Source organism: Cohnella thailandensis, assembly GCF_014212135.1.
Classification (GTDB): Bacteria; Bacillota; Bacilli; order Paenibacillales; family Paenibacillaceae; genus Cohnella; species Cohnella thailandensis.
In genome coordinates this window covers 1-18,198 of record NZ_JACJVQ010000018.1, presented here as the reverse complement: position 1 = coordinate 18,198, position 18,198 = coordinate 1, and the positions used below count along the sequence as shown (strand labels likewise).

Sequence of the window (18,198 nt, the reverse complement as noted above, 5' to 3'; positions counted from 1 at the left end):
CCATGTCCCGTATCGGACGTAAACCGATCCAGGTGCCTAACGGCGTGGACGTGAACCTGGACAACAACACGATTACGGTTAAAGGACCGAAAGGAACTTTGTCCCGTGAATTGCACAAAGATATGAAGGTAACGGTCGAATCGAACGTTATCAACGTCGAAAGACCTTCCGATCAGAAGCTTCATCGCTCCCTGCACGGCACGACGCGCAGCGTCGTCGCTAACATGGTTAGCGGCGTAACGGAAGGATTCGCGAAGAGCCTTGAGCTGGTGGGCGTAGGTTACCGCGCTAGTAAGTCGGGCGAGAAGCTCGTTCTGAACGTTGGTTACTCTCATCCGGTCGAGTTCGTCCCTGAGAAAGGCATCGAGTTCGAAGTTCCGGCTCAGAACAAGATCATTATCAAGGGCATCGACAAGGAAGCCGTCGGCTCCATCGCTGCGAAAGTTCGCGACGTACGTCCGCCAGAGCCTTACAAAGGCAAAGGCATCAAGTACGAAGGCGAGCGTATTATTCGCAAAGAAGGTAAAGCCGGTAAGAAGAAATAATAAAACGAAGTTGCGGGTGGCTTAAGAAATGAATCAGGGGCTGCCCAGATGCAACCGTTAAGGAGAGTTCTTAATGATTACCAAAGGCGATAAGAACAAAGCCCGTCTGAAGCGTCACCTTCGCGTGCGCAAGAAGATCACCGGCACGAACGAGCGTCCGCGCCTGTCCGTATTCCGTTCCTCGAAGCACATCTACGCTCAGCTGATCGACGACGTCAAGGGCGTAACCCTGGCTTCCGCTTCGACGGTTGACAAGGAGCTTGCGGCATCGATCGGCAACGGCGGCAACGTCGAGTCGGCTGGCAAGGTTGGCGAATTGATCGCTAAGCGCGCTATTGCCAAAGGGTACGAGAACGTCGTGTTCGACCGCGGCGGCTACCTGTACCATGGACGTATTCAAGCACTGGCAGACGCAGCTCGCGAAGCTGGTCTGAAGTTCTAAAATAAAATTTAGACACAAGGAGGGTAAACGACTTGCGTGTAGATCCAAACACATTGGAACTGACTGAAAAAATGGTCCAGATCAACCGCGTTGCTAAAGTCGTCAAGGGCGGTCGCCGTTTCAGCTTTAGCGCACTCGTCGTTGTCGGCGACGGCAAAGGTTGGGTTGGCGCAGGAATCGGCAAAGCAGGCGAAGTTCCTGATGCGATTCGCAAGGGCATCGAAGATGCCAAGAAGAATCTGATTTACGTTCCGCTGGTCGGCACGACCATTCCGCACGCCGTTACGGGACACTTCGGCGCCGGCAAAGTGCTGCTGAAACCGGCATCGGAAGGTACGGGAGTTATCGCGGGCGGCCCTGTCCGCGCCGTGCTCGAACTCGCCGGAGTCGGCGACATTTTGACGAAATCGCTCGGCTCTTCCAACTCGATTAACATGGTTAACGCGACGTTGGAGGGACTTTCCCGACTGAAGCGCGCTGAAGACGTAGCGAAACTCCGCGGCAAATCCGTGGAAGAGCTGTTGGGTTAAGGAGGGGTACGAAATGGCAAAACTGCAAATCACCCTCAAACGCAGTCTGATTGGCCGTCCCGAGACGCAACGCTCGACGGTTCAAGCGCTGGGGCTTCGCAAAGTGAACTCCACTGTCGTTAAAGAAGATAATGTGGCCATCCGCGGCATGGTTAACGCCGTCAGCCACCTGGTAGAAGTCAAAGAAGTTTAAGAAGTCCAAGAAATTCCTGTAAGGGCAAATCACTCAAGGAGGTGCGACGAACGATGAAATTGCATGAACTTTCTCCTGCTGAAGGATCCAAGTTCTCCCGCAAGCGCGTCGGTCGCGGCATCGGCAGCGGTATGGGCAAAACGTCCACACGCGGTCACAAAGGTCAAAACGCCCGTTCCGGCGGCGGTGTTCGTCCCGGATTCGAAGGCGGCCAGAACCCTCTGTACCGTCGCTTGCCGAAGCGCGGCTTTAACAATGATCGTTTTGCTACCGAGTTTGCGATCGTTAACCTGGAACAACTGAACGCATTCGCTGCTGGAACTGAAGTAACGCCTGAGCTTCTGCTCTCTCAAGGGATCTTGAAGAACCCGAAAGACGGAATCAAGATTCTGGGCAACGGCGAGCTGTCTGTACAACTGACCGTTAAGGCTCATAAGTTCTCTCAGACCGCAGTAGCTAAAATTCAGGCCGCCGGCGGTAAAACCGAGGTGATCTAATGTTCGCGACCGTCTCCAACATTTGGAAAGTAGAGGACCTTCGCAAGAGGATCCTGTTTACCCTTTTCATCCTGCTTGTCTATCGCGTAGGTTCTTTCATCCCGGTTCCGAACATCGACAAAAGCGTGCTTGAGGCAGCCAACGAGCAAGGCAACGAACTCTTCGGCCTCCTCAACACGTTCTCCGGCGGCGCCCTGTTCCAATTCTCTATCTTCGCCCTGGGGATCATGCCTTACATCACGGCGTCGATCATCGTTCAGCTTCTGTCGATGGACGTCATTCCTAAGTTCGCGGAGTGGGCAAAAGAAGGCGAGAACGGCAAGCGCAAGCTGGCGCAGGTCACACGCTACGGGACGGTCATCCTGGGTCTTATCCAGGCTTTCGCAACAGCGATCGGATTCAACCGAATCTACAATAACGATATGGTCCTCGATCCGTCTTGGGCTACCTATATCATGATTGCGATCGTGTTGACGGCAGGTACCTCATTCCTGATGTGGCTAGGTGAGCAGATCAACGAGAAGGGGATTGGCAACGGGATCTCGATCCTGATGTTCGCCGCCATCGTATCGCGAGTTCCGCAATACGCGCAGGACATCTACAGAGACCAGTTCGCGAACAACGACGGAGAGCTCTTCTGGGCGATCATCAAAGTCGTGATCATCGCGGTCATCGTTCTCTTCATCATCGTTGGCGTCATCTTCATTCAGCAAGGGGTTCGCAAGATTCCGGTTCAATACGCGAAGCGCGTTGTCGGACAGAAGATGTACGGCGGACAATCGACGCACATTCCTCTCAAGGTGAATGGCGCCGGCGTTATCCCGGTCATCTTCGCTTCCTCGCTGCTGATGTTCCCGATCACGATCGCTCAGTTCTGGGCAGGTCATGACTGGGCGAACTGGATCATCAACCACCTGTACTATGACAAACCGCTCGGTATGGTCCTGTACATCCTGCTGATCGTCGGATTTACGTTCTTCTACACGTTCGTTCAGTTCAACCCTCAACAGTTGGCCGACAACATGAAGAAGAACGGCGGTTACATCCCAGGCATTCGCCCGGGCAAGCCGACCTCCGGCTACCTGATGAAGGTCATTACCCGCATCACCTTGGCAGGCGCAGTGTTCCTTGCAGTGATCTCGATTCTGCCGGTTATCTTCGGTTCGGCCTTCGGCCTTCCGAGAACGGTGCAATTGGGCGGTACCTCGCTGCTCATCCTCGTGGGCGTCGCCCTTGAGACGATGAAGCAAATCGAGAGCCAACTGATCAAGAGACATTACAAAGGGTTCATCAATAAGTAACATGCCTTAGGAGGAATCGCAATGAACATCCTGTTTATGGGGCCTCCTGGCGCCGGGAAAGGCACGCAGGCCGAACGAATCGTCGAAGAGTTCGGCGTGCCGCACATCTCGACCGGCGACGCTTTCCGCTTGGCGATGAAAGAAGGCACTCCGATCGGACTTGAAGCCAAGGGGTATATCGACCAAGGCCTTCTCGTTCCGGACGAAGTTACGAATGGAATCGTTCGTGATCGTCTGACTTTGGACGACTGCAAGCAAGGGTTCCTGCTCGACGGATTCCCCCGCACGCTTGCTCAAGCCGAAGCCCTCGATCAGATGCTCGCCGATATGGGACGCAAGATCGATCACGTTATCAACCTGAAGGTGGACCGCAGCTTGCTGCTGGCTCGCCTGACGGGCAGACGGATCTGCAAATCCTGCGGATCGACTTATCACGTGTTGTTCAACCCGCCGAAGCAAGAAGGGATTTGCGACAAGTGCGGAGGAGAGCTGTACCAGCGCTCCGACGATACGGAAGAGAAGGTCGGAACCAGGCTTGACGAGTATACAAGCAAAACAGCACCGCTGCTCGAGTACTACGGCAACAAAGGCTTGCTCCGGGAAGTGGACGGGGAGAAGGATATCGACGCGGTTACGGCCGAAATCGGTTCTCTCCTTAGAGGGTAACCAGCCATGATCGTGTGCAAATCCGAATCGGAATTGATCTTGATGCGAGAAGCCGGCCGAATCGTAGCCGAGACGCATCGCCTGATGAAGCAGGCGGTCGTTCCCGGCATAACGACGGGGGAGTTGGATCGGATCGCCGAGGACTACATTCGTAGCCAAGGCGCAACCCCTTCCTTCAAAGGCTACAACGGGTTCCCCTCCAGCATATGCGCTTCCGTGAACGAAGAACTCGTCCATGGGTTCCCCGGCAAGCGGAAGCTCGTAGAGGGCGATATCATCAGTATCGACATCGGCGCTCAGTACAAGGGTTATCACGGCGATTCCGCGTGGACCTATGGCGTCGGGACGATAAGCGAAGAAGCGCAGAGGCTGCTCGACGTGACAGAAGCGTCGCTGTATGCCGGCTTGGAGCTCGTTCGGCCTGACGTTCGCTTGTTCACGATCTCTCACGCCATCCAGAAAGTCATCGAAGAGGCAGGCTTCTCGGTCGTTCGCGAATACGTCGGTCACGGCGTTGGAACCGAGCTGCACGAGGAACCGCAAATTCCGAATTATGGCGTACCCGACCGCGGACCACGGCTTAAGCCGGGAATGGTGCTTGCGATCGAGCCGATGGTGAACATCGGCGAACGCTATGTCCGGACCCTCTCCGATAACTGGACGGTCGTGACGGTGGACGGCTCTCTATGCGCTCACTTCGAACATACGGTTGCCGTTACGGAGTCCGGGTACGAGATCCTTACCCGTACGGAAGCTTAGGTGATTCGAAGTGACGGAACAAGCAAGGTTGTCGCCCGGAGATATCGTGAGAATCCGGCGTGGTAAAGACGAGGGCGAGTGGTCGGTCGTCATCGCTCTCGAAGACGAGCGATTCGCGCTCGTGGCCGACGGCGACAAACGTCGCTTCGATCGGCCCAAACGCAAAAATGTGCTGCATCTCGAACCGATCGGGGTGGCAAGCGAAGAAGTCGTAAGAAGTCTTCAAGAAACCGGACGCGTCACCAACGGCAAGCTCCGGTTCGCAATCGCGAATGCCCGAAGATCGATCGAAGCGCATGCTGAAGAGAAAGGAGAATGACCGTGGCCAAAGAGGACGTCATTGAGGTGGAAGGAACGGTCATCGAACCGCTGCCGAACGCGATGTTCCGCGTGGAACTCGAGAATGGACACCAAATTCTGGCTCACGTCTCCGGCAAGCTGCGGATGCATTTCATCCGTATTCTGACGGGAGATAAAGTGGTTATCCAATTGTCGCCTTACGATTTGACGCGAGGCCGGATTACCTACCGCAAATAGTTCGTCCGATCTGCCGTACCATTCGTGCCGATCGAACGCGGCGCCGCGGGCGCACACTACTACGATGGCACATGAAGGAGGTTATTATCATGAAGGTGAGACCTTCGGTCAAGCCGATTTGCGAGAAATGCAAAGTCATTCGCCGCAAAGGCAACGTGATGGTTATCTGCGAGAATCCGAAACACAAACAAAAACAAGGCTAAGAGGAGGTGCTTTAAAGCATGGCACGTATTGCTGGTGTTGACCTTCCGCGCGACAAGCGCGTGGAAATCGCCCTGACGTACATCTTCGGGATCGGCAAAACCACTTCCCAGAAGCTGCTCGCAACGGCTGAAATCAACCCTAACACTCGCGTTCGCGACCTGACGGAAGACGAGCTCGCTCGCATCCGCGAAGGTATCGACAAGTCCCTTAAGGTTGAAGGCGACCTGCGTCGCGATATCGCTCTGAACATCAAGCGTCTGATCGAAATCGGCTGCTATCGCGGTGTCCGTCACCGTCGCGGCCTCCCGGTTCGCGGTCAACGTACGAAAACGAATGCCCGCACGCGCAAAGGTCCGCGCCGTACGGTAGCTAACAAGAAGAAGTAATAAGGGGGGATAACAAGCATGGCACCAAAAGGAAAGAAAGTCGTTCGCACCAAGCGTCGTGACCGGAAGAATATCGATTCGGGCGTAGCACACATCCGTTCGACGTTCAACAACACGATCGTCACGATCACGGATCCTCACGGAAACGCGATCTCCTGGGCGAGCTCCGGCAACCTTGGGTTCAAAGGCTCGCGTAAGAGCACTCCGTTCGCAGCGCAGATGGCAGCCGAGTCTGCGGCTCGCGCGGCGATGGAGCACGGCATGCGCGTCGTTGAAGTCATGGTTAAGGGTCCTGGCGCTGGCCGTGAAGCGGCTATCCGTTCCCTTCAAGCCGCAGGCCTTGAAGTCAGCATGATCAAAGACGTTACGCCGATCCCTCACAACGGCTGCCGTCCTCCGAAGCGCCGCCGCGTATAACGCGTGCCCGTGTGGTATCAAACAACAGCAACTTGTGAATAATGGTTGTATTGCTTAGACATACTACATGGTTTACCCTAGCGGCACGACCCGTAAGATCGATTAACAAGGTACCTTGGGACCGTCGGCTTTACAGGGTAAACAATCGGCAACGTCAGCGCAGCAAGCGACGTTTTGAAGGAGGGTTATGGTTGTGATTGTGATCGAGAAGCCGAAAATCGAGTCCGTGGAGATTCAAGAAGATAAGAGGTACGGTCGTTTTGTCGTTGAGCCGCTGGAGCGCGGCTATGGCATGACTCTGGGTAATTCCCTCCGTCGTATTCTGCTGTCGTCCCTTCCGGGCGCCGCCGTCATCTCGGTTCAGATTGACGGTGTTCTTCATGAATTCTCTACCGTTCCCGGCGTTATTGAGGATGTAACGGAAATTATCCTCAACCTGAAACGGCTTTCGCTGAAGATTCATTCGGACGAGGAGAAAGTGCTCGAGATTGATGCCGAAGGCGAAGGTATCGTAACGGCCGGCGACATTAGGGCGGATAGCGACGTGGAGATCCTGAATCCGGATCTGCACATCGCAACTCTGGCTTCCGGTGCGCGCCTTCACATGCGCATTTTTGCCAGACAGGGACGCGGTTATGTCCCGGCGGATCGCAACAAGAAGGAAGATCAGCCGATTGGCGTCATTCCAGTCGACTCGATCTACACGCCTATTACCCGCGTCAACTATAAAGTCGAAAACACCCGCGTCGGCCAAGTTACCAACTATGACAAGCTCACGCTCGAAGTGTGGACCGACGGAAGTATTCGACCGGAAGAAGCGGTCAGTCTGGGCGCGAAGATCCTCACGGATCACTTGTCGTTGTTCGTCGGACTAACGGACGAAGCCAAAGACACCGAGACGATGAAGGAGAAGGAAGAGGACAAGAAGGAGAAGGTGCTCGAGATGACCATCGAAGAGCTCGATCTCTCCGTCCGTTCCTACAACTGCCTCAAGCGCGCCGGTATCAATACCGTGCAAGAGCTGATCACGAAGTCCGAAGAGGACATGATGAAGGTCCGCAACCTGGGCCGCAAGTCCTTGGAAGAAGTTCAAGAGAAGCTCGAGGAGCTCGGACTCGGATTACGTATTGAAGAATAAGCGCAATGGAATATACAGCAAGGAGGGAAAACGATGGCTTACCAAAAACTGAGTCGCGATTCCAGCGCTCGGAAGGCTCTCTTCCGCGATCTGGTAACCGACCTGTTCCTGTACGAACGCATCCAAACGACCGAGGCTAAGGCCAAGGAAGTTCGTTCGATCGCCGAGAAGCTGATCACGCTCGCGAAGCGCGGTGATCTGCACGCTCGTCGCCAAGTAGCTGCATTCGTACGTCGGGAAACCCTGAACGGCGATCAAGACGCCATCCAGAAGTTGTTCTCCGATTTGGCGCCGCGCTATGCGGAACGTCCGGGCGGATACACTCGCATCTTGAAGCTTGGACCTCGTCGCGGAGACTCCGCGCCGATGGTATACCTCGAGCTCGTAGATCGCGCGTAAGACCGGAACAAGAAAGGATGGGCCGAACTTCGTCTTCGGGTCATCCTTTTTTTGTTGGTCGCTTCGCTTTGGGGATCTATTGCGGAGGTGAAGTATTTGCGCAACATTTGCATGCTCGTCAGCTACGACGGTACCGGATATTACGGGTATCAGAGTCAGCCGGGCGGCAACACCGTCCAGGATCATCTCGAGGAGGCCATAAAGGCGTTAACCGGCGAGAAGCTCAAGATCCATGGTTCCGGCCGTACGGACGCCGGCGTTCATGCGTTAGGGCAAGTGGTACACTTCCACACGGAATCGAAGATCCCGGCGGAGCGTTGGGCTCTTGCCCTGAACACCAGACTTCCCGACGATATCGTCGTGCGCGCGGCCGTCGAGGTGCCGCTCGAATTCCATTCGAGAAGGTCGGCCATACGCAAAACGTACAAGTACGCGATCACGAGCTGCCGCTTCCCGGACGTCTTCGACCGGAAGTATGTTTTTCACCACCCCGCGCCTCTGCGCTTCTCGGCCATGCAGGAAGGGCTCGCTTACCTTCTGGGAGAGCACGACTTCTCGTCCTTTACGTCTCCGCTCTCGACGAAGCCTCATCATGTTCGTACTTTGTACGAAGCGAAGCTGTTGGTGGAGCCGGGAGGCGACGGAGAGATCGAACAGGGGAGAGCCAAGGCAAGCTTGATCGTATCCGGCAACGGATTCCTCTATAACATGGTGAGAATCATCGCGGGCACGCTGTTGCAAGTCGGCGTGGGCAAGCGCAAGCCGGAGGATATGGGGATCATTCTGGCGGCCAAGGATCGCTCCAAAGCCGGTCCTACGGCGGTGCCGCACGGCTTGACGCTCATGAGCGTCGAATACGGACCCGAATGGGGAATCGATTGGCGGGAAGCCATCAATCGCAGGCACTAATAGATAATATTGTTCTTGCGATAGTAGGCATAATGATGTACAATAATCATTGTGTGTTCTTCATGGCTACCCACGGCCCCCGATGAAGATCGCGCTTCTGAAAATAACGCCCAATAAATCGCGGTTTCCCGAAGATACCGTCGGTTCTAGAATATTGGCCGTCATTTTTCTTCTAACCAACAATGATGAATGAACGTGTCTTTAGACATACAAACGCGTAACCTAGCTAATCCAGAAGGAGGAACTCCAATGCGTACCACTTATATCGCGAAGCCGAACGAAGTCGAGCGCAAATGGTATGTCATCGACGCCGCAGGCAAGACCCTCGGCCGTCTGGCTACCGAAGCGGCTTCCCTGATCCGCGGCAAGCACAAACCAGAATTTACTCCTCATGTTGATACGGGCGACTTCGTCGTCATCATCAACGCCGAGAAGATTGTCCTGACGGGCAAGAAGCTGCAACAAAAGAAGTACTACACCCACTCGCACTATCCGGGCGGTCTTAAGACGACGACGGCTGCGGAAATGATCGCCAAGAAGCCTGCTCGCATCGTCGAGCTTGCCGTATACGGCATGCTTCCTAAGAACAAGCTGGGTCACCAACTGCAAACGAAGCTCAAAGTATACGCTGGTTCGGAGCATCCGCACCAAGCCCAACAACCTGAAGTTTACGAACTTCGCGGTTAATCGAAAGGGAGGACCTACCAATGGCTCAAGCGAATTATATTGGAACAGGCCGCCGGAAGCATTCGGTTGCGCGCGTTCGTCTCGTACCGGGTGAAGGCCAAATCATTATCAACAAGCGCAACATCGACGAATATTTCGGTCTGGAGACGCTGAAGCTGATCGTTAAGCAACCGCTCGTTCTGACCGAAACCAACGGCAAGTACGACATCATCGTTCTTGCTAACGGCGGCGGCATGTCCGGCCAAGCGGGCGCTATCCGTCACGGCATCTCCCGCGCTCTGCTGAAGGCAGATCCGGAGCTGCGCTCCACTCTGAAGAGAGCCGGATTCCTGACTCGCGATCCTCGTATGAAGGAACGTAAGAAGTACGGCCTCAAAGCGGCTCGTCGCGCTCCTCAATTCTCGAAGCGCTAATCGATCCCTCAAAGCCTTCTCGCTGTTTATGGCAGCCGAGAGGGCTTTTTTGCATATCCTGACATCGAAAACTTTTTACCAAAACGAAAGAAAGTGCTTGCGATTCATTGTATAATCCGATCAGATAACGTATAATTCAGGTAATAAAGTAAGCCTACTTGTGTACGGGGGGATATACGGATGAACCTGTTGGAGAAAGAAGCTCTAATTCGCGAGAAGGCGGAAGAGTTCGAGAACGCATCGCCTGAAGCCGTCATTAAGTTCGCGGTCGAGACATTCCCGAAGATCACGTTTGCATGCAGCTTCGGCGCGGAGGACGTCGTGCTTGTCGATATGCTTCAGAAGATCAGTCCCTCTACGGACATCTTCTATCTGGACACGGACTTTCACTTCAAGGAGACGTATGAGACGCGCGACCGCATGGCGGAGAAGTACGGTTTGAAGTTTATCCAAGTCAAGCCGAAGTTGACTCCCGAAGAGCAAGCCGCCGAGCATGGCGCAGAGCTGTGGAAAAGCGATCCGAACGGCTGCTGCAACATCCGCAAGGTTGAGCCGCTGACCCGCATTCTCGGACAATACGAGGCGTGGATCACCGGAATTCGCCGAGATCAGGCTCCGACTCGCGCCAACGCGAAGAAGGTCGAATACGATACGAAGTTCGGTCTAGTCAAATTCAACCCGCTTGCGGCGTGGACCTCCGAAGACGTATGGAACTATATCCGCGAGAATAACATTATATATAACCCTCTGCACGATCGGAATTATCCGAGCATCGGCTGCGAGCATTGCACTCGTCCGGTCATGCCGGGCGAAGATCCTCGCGCCGGACGTTGGTCCGGTTCCGAGAAGACGGAGTGCGGCCTGCACAAATAAGACGAGCGAAGAGAGGAATGCGAATGACTGCAAGTTTGCCTCATCGCGATACCTTGATCAATCGTATTGTTGAAGGACATGAGCGACAAGAATTGCTCGACGCGACGGCGAAGCTGGCCTCCATTCCCGTAAACGCTTGGACGATCTCCGACCTCGATCTTATCGGCGTCGGAGCGTTCAGCCCTCTTACCGGCTTTATGAACGAAGAAGATTATCTGTCCGTCGTGAACACGATGAGATTGGCGAACGGCATCGTTTGGAGCCTTCCGATTACGCTGGCCGTTACGAGCGATCGGGCGGCAACGCTTAAGGTCGGCGAACGTGCCGCGCTTGTCGGAGAGCAAGACGGCGCGGTTTATGGCGTCATCGACGTAGAAAGTATCTACAAGGCCGATAAGAAGCATGAAGCCGTTCAAGTGTTCAAGACGGACGACTTGGAACACCCGGGCGTCGCGAAGCTGTTCGATCGTCCCGATACCTATGTCGGCGGGGCGATTCGCGTGTTGAACCGTCCGAAGCCGAAGAAGTTCAACGAGTACTATTACGATCCGGCCGAGACGCGCCGCATCTTCGCGGAGAAGGGCTGGAGAACGATCGTCGGCTTCCAGACCCGCAACCCGGTCCACCGCGCTCACGAGTACATTCAGAAGTCCGCGATGGAGATCGTCGACGGCCTCTTCCTGAACCCTCTTGTCGGCGAGACGAAGTCGGACGACGTGCCGGCGAACGTCCGAATGAAGAGTTACCTTGCGCTGTTGGAGAACTATTACCCGAAGGATCGCGTGTTCCTCGGCGTTTTCCCGGCCGCGATGCGTTATGCGGGCCCGCGCGAAGCCATCTTCCATGCCTTGGTTCGAAGGAATTACGGCTGTACGCATTTTATCGTCGGCCGAGATCACGCGGGCGTTGGCGATTATTACGGCACGTATGAGGCTCAGGACCTGCTCCGCACGTTCGATGCGGAAGAACTGGGCATCACGCCGCTATTCTTCGAGCATAGCTTCTACTGCACGAGGTGCGGCAATATGGCTTCCAGCAAGACTTGCCCGCACGGCAAGGAAGACCACCTGACGCTGTCCGGAACGAAGGTTCGCGCTTTGCTGCGCGAGGGCACCTCCCCTCCTCCGGAATTCTCCCGTCCGGAAGTCGCCAAGATCTTGATCGAGGGCATGGCGCAGGCGGGCGGGGCCTAGTAGATCCCAAAGCTGCATTCATCATGGCATCGATCATGGCATTGATCATAATAAGAATAAATAACCGCCTTGTCCCATAAGATGTACCGTTACATCGTTGGGACGAGGTGGTTTTGTTATGTCCAAGCAATCGAACAATCCGAACGGCAGCAGGAGATACCGGATCGCCCTGCCTCGATTCGTCGTCTGGGTAACCAAGCGAGGCTGGCTGAGGCTTGCGGCGGTGGCGGGTCTTCTCGTTCTTGCCATGACGGTCCTCTTTGCCGAGATCCCGTCCACCAAGACATGGACGTTCTGGACAACTCCGCTTACCGGCAAGATCATCGCCTTGGATGCCGGCCATGGCGGGGCGGACGGCGGGGCGGAGAGTCGCAGCGGCATTATCGAGAAGGATATCAATATGGCGATCGTGCAATACTTGAGGGACTATCTGCAGCAGGCCGGAGCGCTTGTCATCCTGACAAGGGAAGGAGACTACGACCTGGCCGGCAAGGACGTGAAGGGTTATTCCAAGCGCAAGACGGAGGATTTAATCTCCCGGGTGGAATTGATCCAAAGCCGCAAGGCGGACCTTGCGCTTAGCATTCACATGAACAGCGTGCCGTCGCCGAACTGGTCCGGCGCTCAATCCTTCTATTTCTCCGGCAGGGAAGAGAGCATCCGGCTCGCGGCCGTCATCCAGAGGGAGATCCGAGAGTCGCTGGGCAACACGAACCGCACCGCCATCAAGAACGACAAAGTGTATCTCCTCAAGACTCTGACGATGCCGACGGCGCTTATCGAGATCGGCTTTCTGTCCCATCCGCGCGAAGCAAGGCTGCTGGCGGACGAAGAATATCAGAAGAAGGTCGCGGCTGCCCTCTATCGCGGCGTTCTGCGGTATGCCTCCGGAGAGGACGGCGCCGTGAAGCCTTAGGCATCAGGCGATTCGAATGTGCTATAATAAGGGCAATTGTGCAAAAAAAGAAGCGAGGGCGCGAAAGATGATTACAAGAGAATCGATATTGGAAACATTGAAGTCGATTGACGAGCCTACGCTTCACGTATCCCTGATCGAGCTTAACCTGGTCCGGGATATCGTCGTTAAGGAAGGGAAAGTATCGCTGACGGCGGTGCTTCACCCGAACAGCGTAGAACAATCGGCCAAATTAGAGTTGGAAGTACGCGCGGCGATCGTGAAGCTGGGCGCGGAGCTGGCTAAATTCCGCGTGCGGGTCATGACCGAACATGAGCAAGCCGATGCGAGCCATAAAGCAAGCGCCAATGCCGCGGAAGGAAGGCAAGCTTCGTCCGAGCAGGCAGCCCCAACCGCTGCCGCAGGCTCCGCCGATAAAGGCGCGGCTCCGGTTAAGGGCCACGGTACCGGACTCGAATCGAGCCCGCTGCTAAGTCCCGACAGCAAGGTACAGTTCATCGCCATCGCCAGCGGCAAGGGCGGCGTAGGCAAATCGACCGTAACCGTTAATTTGGCGGTTGCGCTGGCCCGCAGCGGCAAGCGAGTAGGACTCATGGACTGCGATATTTACGGCTTCAGCGTTCCGGACATGATGGGAATCGAGGAAAGGCCGCAGCAGGTGGGCAACAAAATCATGCCGGTCGAACGATTCGGTGTCAAAGTGATTTCGATGGGCTTCTTCGTCGAGGACAACAGCCCGGTCGTCTGGCGCGGCCCTATGCTGGGCCGGATGCTCCGCAACTTCTTCGCGGAGATCGACTGGGGCGATTTGGATTATGTCCTGCTGGATCTGCCGCCGGGCACGGGCGACGTCGCGCTGGACGTCCACCAGATTATTCCGCATAGCAGGGAAATTATCGTGACGACCCCGCACGCGACGGCGGCTTTCGTCGCCGCGCGGGCGGGATCGATGGCGATCAAGACGAATCATGAGATCATTGGCGTCGTAGAGAACATGTCCTATTACGAATGCAGCTCCTGCGGGAAGCGCGATTACGTCTTCGGGAGAGGAGGCGGCGGCATGCTGGCGGAGACGCTGCATACCGATCTTCTCGCCCAATTCCCTCTGGGCGCTCCGGATAATCATCCGTCGGAGCCCGATTTCTCGCCTTCCGTCTATAAAGCGGAGTCGCCTACGGGACGGGAGTATCTGGAACTGGCTGCCCAAGTGATTCGCCGTACGGAAGCTTAATTCCATTGAACATTAGCGCTATGAAAAAAGAGGCTGAACGCTGGCATTTACGCCCCGCGTTCAGCCTCTTCTTTTTTGTTAACCGCCGCCCTCGCCGCCTTCGCCGCCTTCGCCTCCGCCGCCGCTATCGCCGCCGCCTTCTCCGCCGCTGTCCCCGCCTTTCTTGGCTTGGTCCTTGGTCTGCGGATTCAGCTCCTGTTTAACGACGTCCTGAAGGATCTTCATCAACTCAAGCTTAAAAATCGGATTCTGCACCGCTTCCTGAACGGCGCTCATCATCTGAGTGCGGTATTCCGTCGACTTCATCGCTTCGAACATGACCGTCTGCATTTCCTTGCCTTTAAGGATGTTAGTGAGTTCCTTCTGGTAAGCAGGATCCTTCAACAGGTCCTTCTGCAACTGCTTGTTATCCTTGCTAACCGCCTTGGCGAATTCTCCCGCGAATTTCGTGTCCGTCATAATGCCTTGAAGAATTTTGTCGTATTCGGGGGAGGTGAGAACATCTTTAACGGCCGTGCGAACCTCCTCCTGATCCTGGGGAGTCAGCGACTGCATGTGAAGACCGCTGGCGCCGTACTTGGCGGTCGAGGCTTTCTGCAAGGCTTCTTGGGCCTCGCTGGAACCAAGAATATCGATGACCATGGACTTGACGTCCTTATAGCTCATCTGCTCGCCGCCGCCGCTGCTGGTCTCCGGACCGCAGCCGCTCAGGCTGATGACAATTCCGAACAAGGCCAATATCCACGGCGCGCGTTGACGCATACCGACCTACTCCCTTCATGGGGCTTTGTGGGGTTAGTATGCGACAGGGGAGGAACGAATATAACGGGTCTTAAATGGCTTTTTGTAAGGATCGTGGTAAAATAAGTGTTATCTGACAGAGGAGGAATTCGAGTTGAATTTGCGCAAATGGATGACACTATTCGGGGTGTCCATACTTCTTGGGGGAGCGGTATCCCTTGCGACGGGTTTGATCATGCTTCTTGGGGATTCGTCGTTCCGCGTGGTCAAGACGGGAGATTGGCTATTTAATATCGTCATGATGTTCATGGCGGGACTCAGCTTGGGGGCATTCGCCCACATGGGGTTCTTCGCTTATATGATGGTGAACTATATCGCTAGAAGCATTTTCAAACGTCCTTATTTATGGGTAGCGCTTCAAGGCTTCCTTGCCGTATTCGTCTTGATCGAGATTGCCTACTGGACCTACGATAGCGAGTTTCAGGGGCACATCTTCTGGTCGGTTCCCCTTGTCCTGGCGGTTGCTTCAGCGGCGGTGGCGTGGCGCAAATCGTTCGAAACTTCGTCGGGAGCCTGGATTCCAACCTTGTTCTTCATGATCGCTGGCACCGCCATCGAAGCTCTTCCGGGCTTCCAGTCGGGCAATGCGTCCTCGCTCGTTTTTACCATCGTACCTTTGTTCGTATGCAACGCTTATCACATTCTTCGCCTCCATCACATTCTAGACAGCTCCAGGAATAAGAAAAAAGACGCCCCCGCGGTAACCGCAGAGGCTCATTGAACGTATTAACTTAGGCGAACCGATTCCAGACGGAGGGATCCTCGACCGTCTTGCCGCTGTTATTCGTCTGAGAGATCAGCTGGGACACCGTCACGAACTCGTACCCTTGAGAGCGCAATTGGTCGATAATGGCCGGCAGGGCTTCGTGGGTCTCCTTGCAGGAGTCGCTGGCGTGGAGGAGGACGATGTCTCCCGGATGGGCTTTGGTTACCACGCGGTTGACGATCGTGTCGACTCCGGGATTCGTCCAATCCATGGAATCCGTATCCCATTGAATGACTTTATAATTCAACTCTTCCGCGATCCGCAGCACGCGCTTATCGAAGTCGCCGTTCGGCATGCGGATCAGGTTCGGGGTACGGCCCGTCATCTCGGATAAAATGCCATGGGCGGCGGTAATTTGCTTGCGAATCTCTTCGTCGCTGAGTTGGCTGTAATTGTCGTGCTTGTGACCGTGGCTGCCGATTTCGAAGCCTCCGTCGACGATCTTCTTTACGATCTCCGGATGCGTCTTGCTCCAGGGGGAGGAGAGAAAGAAGGTGGCATTGGCCACGCCTTTGTTCTTAAGAATCTCTAGAATAGGCTCGGTACGCTTGTCCCCCCAGCTGATGTCGAAGGTGAGGGCGATAACCTTGCGATCCGTCGGAACGCTGTAGATGGCTGCGGGAGGATGCGGGGCGAAGACGCTGATATTGTCTTTCTCGGCCCAGATCACTCCCGCGGAGAACGCCGTCGCCAGCAAGAGGAAGAAGAATCTCTTAATGCGCTTGCCATTGAATACGAAGAAGTGGTTCATGGGTGAAATCCGCCCCTTTCATCATTCGGTTCAGGTTTAGACGAACATAGCCGGACAAGATCCAGGCTTGGTCCATACAATGTATGCTTGACCATAGGCCCGATATTCGCGACACCTGAAGAACGGGGGTATTCGAAAATAATGTTCACCAAGCAAGGCTTGAAGCAGAATTGGAGACAAGTAAAGCCTTACGTGATTTTTGCGACGATGATTTTCTTCGCCAGCATTATCGTCGGAGCGGCGGCTCAAGCCCCGGTCGACTGGTTGGATAAGCAGTTGCTTCAATTGCAGGATATGGCCAGGGAGGCCAGCGAATCGAGCAACCCGCAGCAGACCATGTTCACGACCATCCTGTCGAATAATATTTACGCCTCGCTGATGTCTATGTTCATGGGGTTAATGGCCGGGATTATGCCAATAGCTACCCTTGTGTTGAACGGGATGATCATGGGGTATCTGTTCGGCAACGTGGCGGATCAAGGTGTCAACATCTGGCCTTCCATCGTAAAAGGGATTCTGCCGCATGGCGTTCTGGAGATTCCCGCGATTCTCATTGCTTGCGCATACGGAGTGCAGCTGGGCATCACCCTTCTAAGGGGGATTTTCGGTTCCCTGATCGGCAGGACGGACCCGTGGGGCAAATTCAAAGTGTCCATTCGCGGCGTTATACCGGCGGTTTTGTTGATCGTCGTTCTTCTGTTGGGAGCGGCTGCGATCGAAAGCACCCTTACTTATTGGTTAGTTTCCGCTTAAAGCGGAAAAGTCTCTTCCGGGCGTCATAAAGCTGACAGATTATGAGCATAACAGTAGACACATCCGGCGCAAGCGTTCCATTCGTCGCCGGTTATGCTCTGAATCGAATGGAGGTCGGCAGCATATGGCTATGCTGGGGATGATGTTTACCGATAAAGAATGCAAGGAATTCGACTACCTGCTTCGCAAAGAGATGGATGAGATGCTGCTGGATATGAGCGATCGCCGTTTGGACGGTCCCGTCAAAGAAGCGATCTCTAAACGGTATAAGACGATTTTTCGGATGTATGCCCGCATCGCGCCGCCGCGTGAGCTGTCCAGGTATTCATTGGGCCTTAAGAAGACCCGTTAAAGTCGAATGAATTTGTTTAAGGCGCTCGACTCGCTTGCACGGAAGCGGGAAGAGCGCTTTTTTTGATGCTTTTCGCTGCGTATAATTCAGGGTTGCCGCCGTCTTGCCGGAAAGCGCCGAGAAAAATAAAATAAAGCCTTGACTATGCTTGTGCCTATGTGGTAAATTAATTTCCGCCCCTCCGAGAGGGAGCAAGCGTAAAGCGAGTCGCCAATGAGGCGATAGCGACGAGGTAGAAATTACCTGTTGCAAACGCCTAACGCACTGTGGTATATTATAAAAGTCGCCGCTGAAAAGCGAACGACAAGAAACGAAACAAACTTGTTCCTTGAAAACTGAACATCGAGCGTAATGAAATAAAGTCGAGCAAGAGCTTCGGTTCTTGCGAGACAAACCAGCAGTACAGAACGAGCCTTCAAGGTTCTTCTAAAGGTTTACCCTTTATGGAGAGTTTGATCCTGGCTCAGGACGAACGCTGGCGGCGTGCCTAATACATGCAAGTCGAGCGGATCTTCTTAAGTAGCTTGCTACTTAAGAAG

The 18,198-nt window shown here is 54.7% G+C and carries 27 protein-coding genes and 1 rRNA gene; 26 read left to right on the top strand and 2 right to left on the bottom strand.

Annotated elements, in window-relative coordinates:
- Positions 1-2 precede the first annotated feature (2 nt).
- The 22 genes from rplF to H7B67_RS20240 all read left to right on the top strand — a co-directional run bounded on the left by rplF (position 3) and on the right by H7B67_RS20240 (position 14,236).
- A complete protein-coding gene (gene rplF, locus H7B67_RS20345; RefSeq protein ID WP_185121708.1) occupies positions 3-545 on the top strand; it encodes a 50S ribosomal protein L6 in 543 nt (180 codons plus the stop codon).
- Positions 546-618: 73 nt separating this feature from the next.
- Positions 619-987 carry a 50S ribosomal protein L18 gene (gene rplR, locus H7B67_RS20340; protein WP_185121707.1) on the top strand — a complete coding sequence of 123 codons (369 nt, stop codon included), beginning with the start codon at positions 619-621 and terminating at the stop codon, positions 985-987.
- A 32-nt stretch (positions 988-1,019) separates the two neighbouring features.
- Complete coding sequence (rpsE, locus tag H7B67_RS20335) at positions 1,020-1,517, top strand: 30S ribosomal protein S5 (RefSeq protein WP_185121706.1); 498 nt, start codon at positions 1,020-1,022, stop codon at positions 1,515-1,517.
- Between the two features lie 13 nt (positions 1,518-1,530).
- Entirely contained in the window at positions 1,531-1,710 is a 180-nt protein-coding gene (gene rpmD, locus H7B67_RS20330; RefSeq protein ID WP_185121705.1) for a 50S ribosomal protein L30, read from the top strand.
- Positions 1,711-1,763: 53 nt separating this feature from the next.
- On the top strand, positions 1,764-2,207 hold the full coding sequence (rplO, locus tag H7B67_RS20325; protein WP_185121704.1) for a 50S ribosomal protein L15: 444 nt from the start codon (positions 1,764-1,766) through the stop codon (positions 2,205-2,207).
- Positions 2,207-3,508 (top strand): preprotein translocase subunit SecY, encoded by a 1,302-nt coding sequence (gene secY / locus H7B67_RS20320; RefSeq protein WP_185121703.1) that lies wholly within the window; start codon positions 2,207-2,209, stop codon positions 3,506-3,508. The genes rplO and secY overlap by 1 nt, the downstream gene beginning before the upstream one ends.
- Positions 3,509-3,529: 21 nt before the next feature.
- On the top strand, positions 3,530-4,174 hold the full coding sequence (locus H7B67_RS20315; RefSeq protein ID WP_185121702.1) for an adenylate kinase: 645 nt from the start codon (positions 3,530-3,532) through the stop codon (positions 4,172-4,174).
- 6 nt (positions 4,175-4,180) lie between these two features.
- Positions 4,181-4,933, top strand: a complete 753-nt coding sequence (gene map, locus H7B67_RS20310; RefSeq protein ID WP_185121701.1) for a type I methionyl aminopeptidase — start codon at positions 4,181-4,183, stop codon at positions 4,931-4,933.
- A 10-nt stretch (positions 4,934-4,943) separates the two neighbouring features.
- Positions 4,944-5,252, top strand: coding sequence for a KOW domain-containing RNA-binding protein (locus tag H7B67_RS20305; protein WP_185121700.1), 309 nt, complete (start codon positions 4,944-4,946; stop codon positions 5,250-5,252).
- A gap of 2 nt (positions 5,253-5,254) precedes the next feature.
- Positions 5,255-5,470, top strand: a complete 216-nt coding sequence (gene infA / locus H7B67_RS20300; RefSeq protein WP_015253312.1) for a translation initiation factor IF-1 — start codon at positions 5,255-5,257, stop codon at positions 5,468-5,470.
- Between the two features lie 89 nt (positions 5,471-5,559).
- Positions 5,560-5,673, top strand: a complete 114-nt coding sequence (gene rpmJ / locus H7B67_RS20295; protein ID WP_003333770.1) for a 50S ribosomal protein L36 — start codon at positions 5,560-5,562, stop codon at positions 5,671-5,673.
- 18 nt (positions 5,674-5,691) lie between these two features.
- Complete coding sequence (rpsM, locus tag H7B67_RS20290; protein WP_185121699.1) at positions 5,692-6,060, top strand: 30S ribosomal protein S13; 369 nt, start codon at positions 5,692-5,694, stop codon at positions 6,058-6,060.
- 18 nt (positions 6,061-6,078) lie between these two features.
- Positions 6,079-6,477, top strand: a complete 399-nt coding sequence (gene rpsK / locus H7B67_RS20285; RefSeq protein WP_126961605.1) for a 30S ribosomal protein S11 — start codon at positions 6,079-6,081, stop codon at positions 6,475-6,477.
- A 193-nt stretch (positions 6,478-6,670) separates the two neighbouring features.
- Positions 6,671-7,615 carry a DNA-directed RNA polymerase subunit alpha gene (locus H7B67_RS20280; RefSeq protein ID WP_185121698.1) on the top strand — a complete coding sequence of 315 codons (945 nt, stop codon included), beginning with the start codon at positions 6,671-6,673 and terminating at the stop codon, positions 7,613-7,615.
- Positions 7,616-7,648: 33 nt separating this feature from the next.
- Positions 7,649-8,014, top strand: coding sequence for a 50S ribosomal protein L17 (gene rplQ, locus H7B67_RS20275; protein ID WP_126961609.1), 366 nt, complete (start codon positions 7,649-7,651; stop codon positions 8,012-8,014).
- A 96-nt stretch (positions 8,015-8,110) separates the two neighbouring features.
- The gene (gene truA / locus H7B67_RS20270; protein ID WP_185121697.1) at positions 8,111-8,923 is read left to right on the top strand and encodes a tRNA pseudouridine(38-40) synthase TruA; all 813 of its coding nucleotides are present in this window, start codon (positions 8,111-8,113) and stop codon (positions 8,921-8,923) included.
- 249 nt (positions 8,924-9,172) lie between these two features.
- Positions 9,173-9,610 carry a 50S ribosomal protein L13 gene (gene rplM, locus H7B67_RS20265; RefSeq protein WP_185121696.1) on the top strand — a complete coding sequence of 146 codons (438 nt, stop codon included), beginning with the start codon at positions 9,173-9,175 and terminating at the stop codon, positions 9,608-9,610.
- A gap of 20 nt (positions 9,611-9,630) precedes the next feature.
- Positions 9,631-10,023 carry a 30S ribosomal protein S9 gene (gene rpsI / locus H7B67_RS20260; RefSeq protein WP_185121695.1) on the top strand — a complete coding sequence of 131 codons (393 nt, stop codon included), beginning with the start codon at positions 9,631-9,633 and terminating at the stop codon, positions 10,021-10,023.
- A 180-nt stretch (positions 10,024-10,203) separates the two neighbouring features.
- The gene (locus H7B67_RS20255) at positions 10,204-10,896 is read left to right on the top strand and encodes a phosphoadenylyl-sulfate reductase (protein WP_185121694.1); all 693 of its coding nucleotides are present in this window, start codon (positions 10,204-10,206) and stop codon (positions 10,894-10,896) included.
- 23 nt (positions 10,897-10,919) lie between these two features.
- The gene (gene sat, locus H7B67_RS20250) at positions 10,920-12,089 is read left to right on the top strand and encodes a sulfate adenylyltransferase (RefSeq protein ID WP_185121693.1); all 1,170 of its coding nucleotides are present in this window, start codon (positions 10,920-10,922) and stop codon (positions 12,087-12,089) included.
- Between the two features lie 118 nt (positions 12,090-12,207).
- Positions 12,208-13,005: an N-acetylmuramoyl-L-alanine amidase CwlD gene (gene cwlD / locus H7B67_RS20245; RefSeq protein ID WP_185121692.1), complete on the top strand. Its 798-nt coding sequence runs from the start codon at positions 12,208-12,210 to the stop codon at positions 13,003-13,005.
- A 67-nt stretch (positions 13,006-13,072) separates the two neighbouring features.
- Complete coding sequence (locus tag H7B67_RS20240; protein ID WP_185121691.1) at positions 13,073-14,236, top strand: Mrp/NBP35 family ATP-binding protein; 1,164 nt, start codon at positions 13,073-13,075, stop codon at positions 14,234-14,236.
- A 78-nt stretch (positions 14,237-14,314) separates the two neighbouring features.
- On the opposite strand, the gene gerD is transcribed toward H7B67_RS20240, so the two are convergent.
- A complete protein-coding gene (gene gerD / locus H7B67_RS20235; RefSeq protein ID WP_185121690.1) occupies positions 14,315-14,998 on the bottom strand; it encodes a spore germination lipoprotein GerD in 684 nt (227 codons plus the stop codon).
- A gap of 133 nt (positions 14,999-15,131) precedes the next feature.
- Between gerD and H7B67_RS20230 the strand changes: the two genes are divergently transcribed.
- A complete protein-coding gene (locus H7B67_RS20230; RefSeq protein ID WP_185121689.1) occupies positions 15,132-15,758 on the top strand; it encodes a KinB-signaling pathway activation protein in 627 nt (208 codons plus the stop codon).
- A gap of 10 nt (positions 15,759-15,768) precedes the next feature.
- On the opposite strand, the gene pdaB is transcribed toward H7B67_RS20230, so the two are convergent.
- Positions 15,769-16,554: a polysaccharide deacetylase family sporulation protein PdaB gene (gene pdaB, locus H7B67_RS20225; RefSeq protein WP_185121688.1), complete on the bottom strand. Its 786-nt coding sequence runs from the start codon at positions 16,552-16,554 to the stop codon at positions 15,769-15,771.
- Positions 16,555-16,695: 141 nt separating this feature from the next.
- Between pdaB and H7B67_RS20220 the strand changes: the two genes are divergently transcribed.
- From H7B67_RS20220 to H7B67_RS20210, 3 genes are all read left to right on the top strand, one after another.
- The gene (locus H7B67_RS20220; RefSeq protein ID WP_185121687.1) at positions 16,696-17,307 is read left to right on the top strand and encodes a stage II sporulation protein M; all 612 of its coding nucleotides are present in this window, start codon (positions 16,696-16,698) and stop codon (positions 17,305-17,307) included.
- Positions 17,308-17,437: 130 nt separating this feature from the next.
- Positions 17,438-17,659, top strand: a complete 222-nt coding sequence (locus tag H7B67_RS20215; RefSeq protein WP_185121770.1) for a hypothetical protein — start codon at positions 17,438-17,440, stop codon at positions 17,657-17,659.
- Positions 17,660-18,099: 440 nt separating this feature from the next.
- Positions 18,100-18,198 (top strand): 16S ribosomal RNA (locus H7B67_RS20210); the annotation flags it as partial.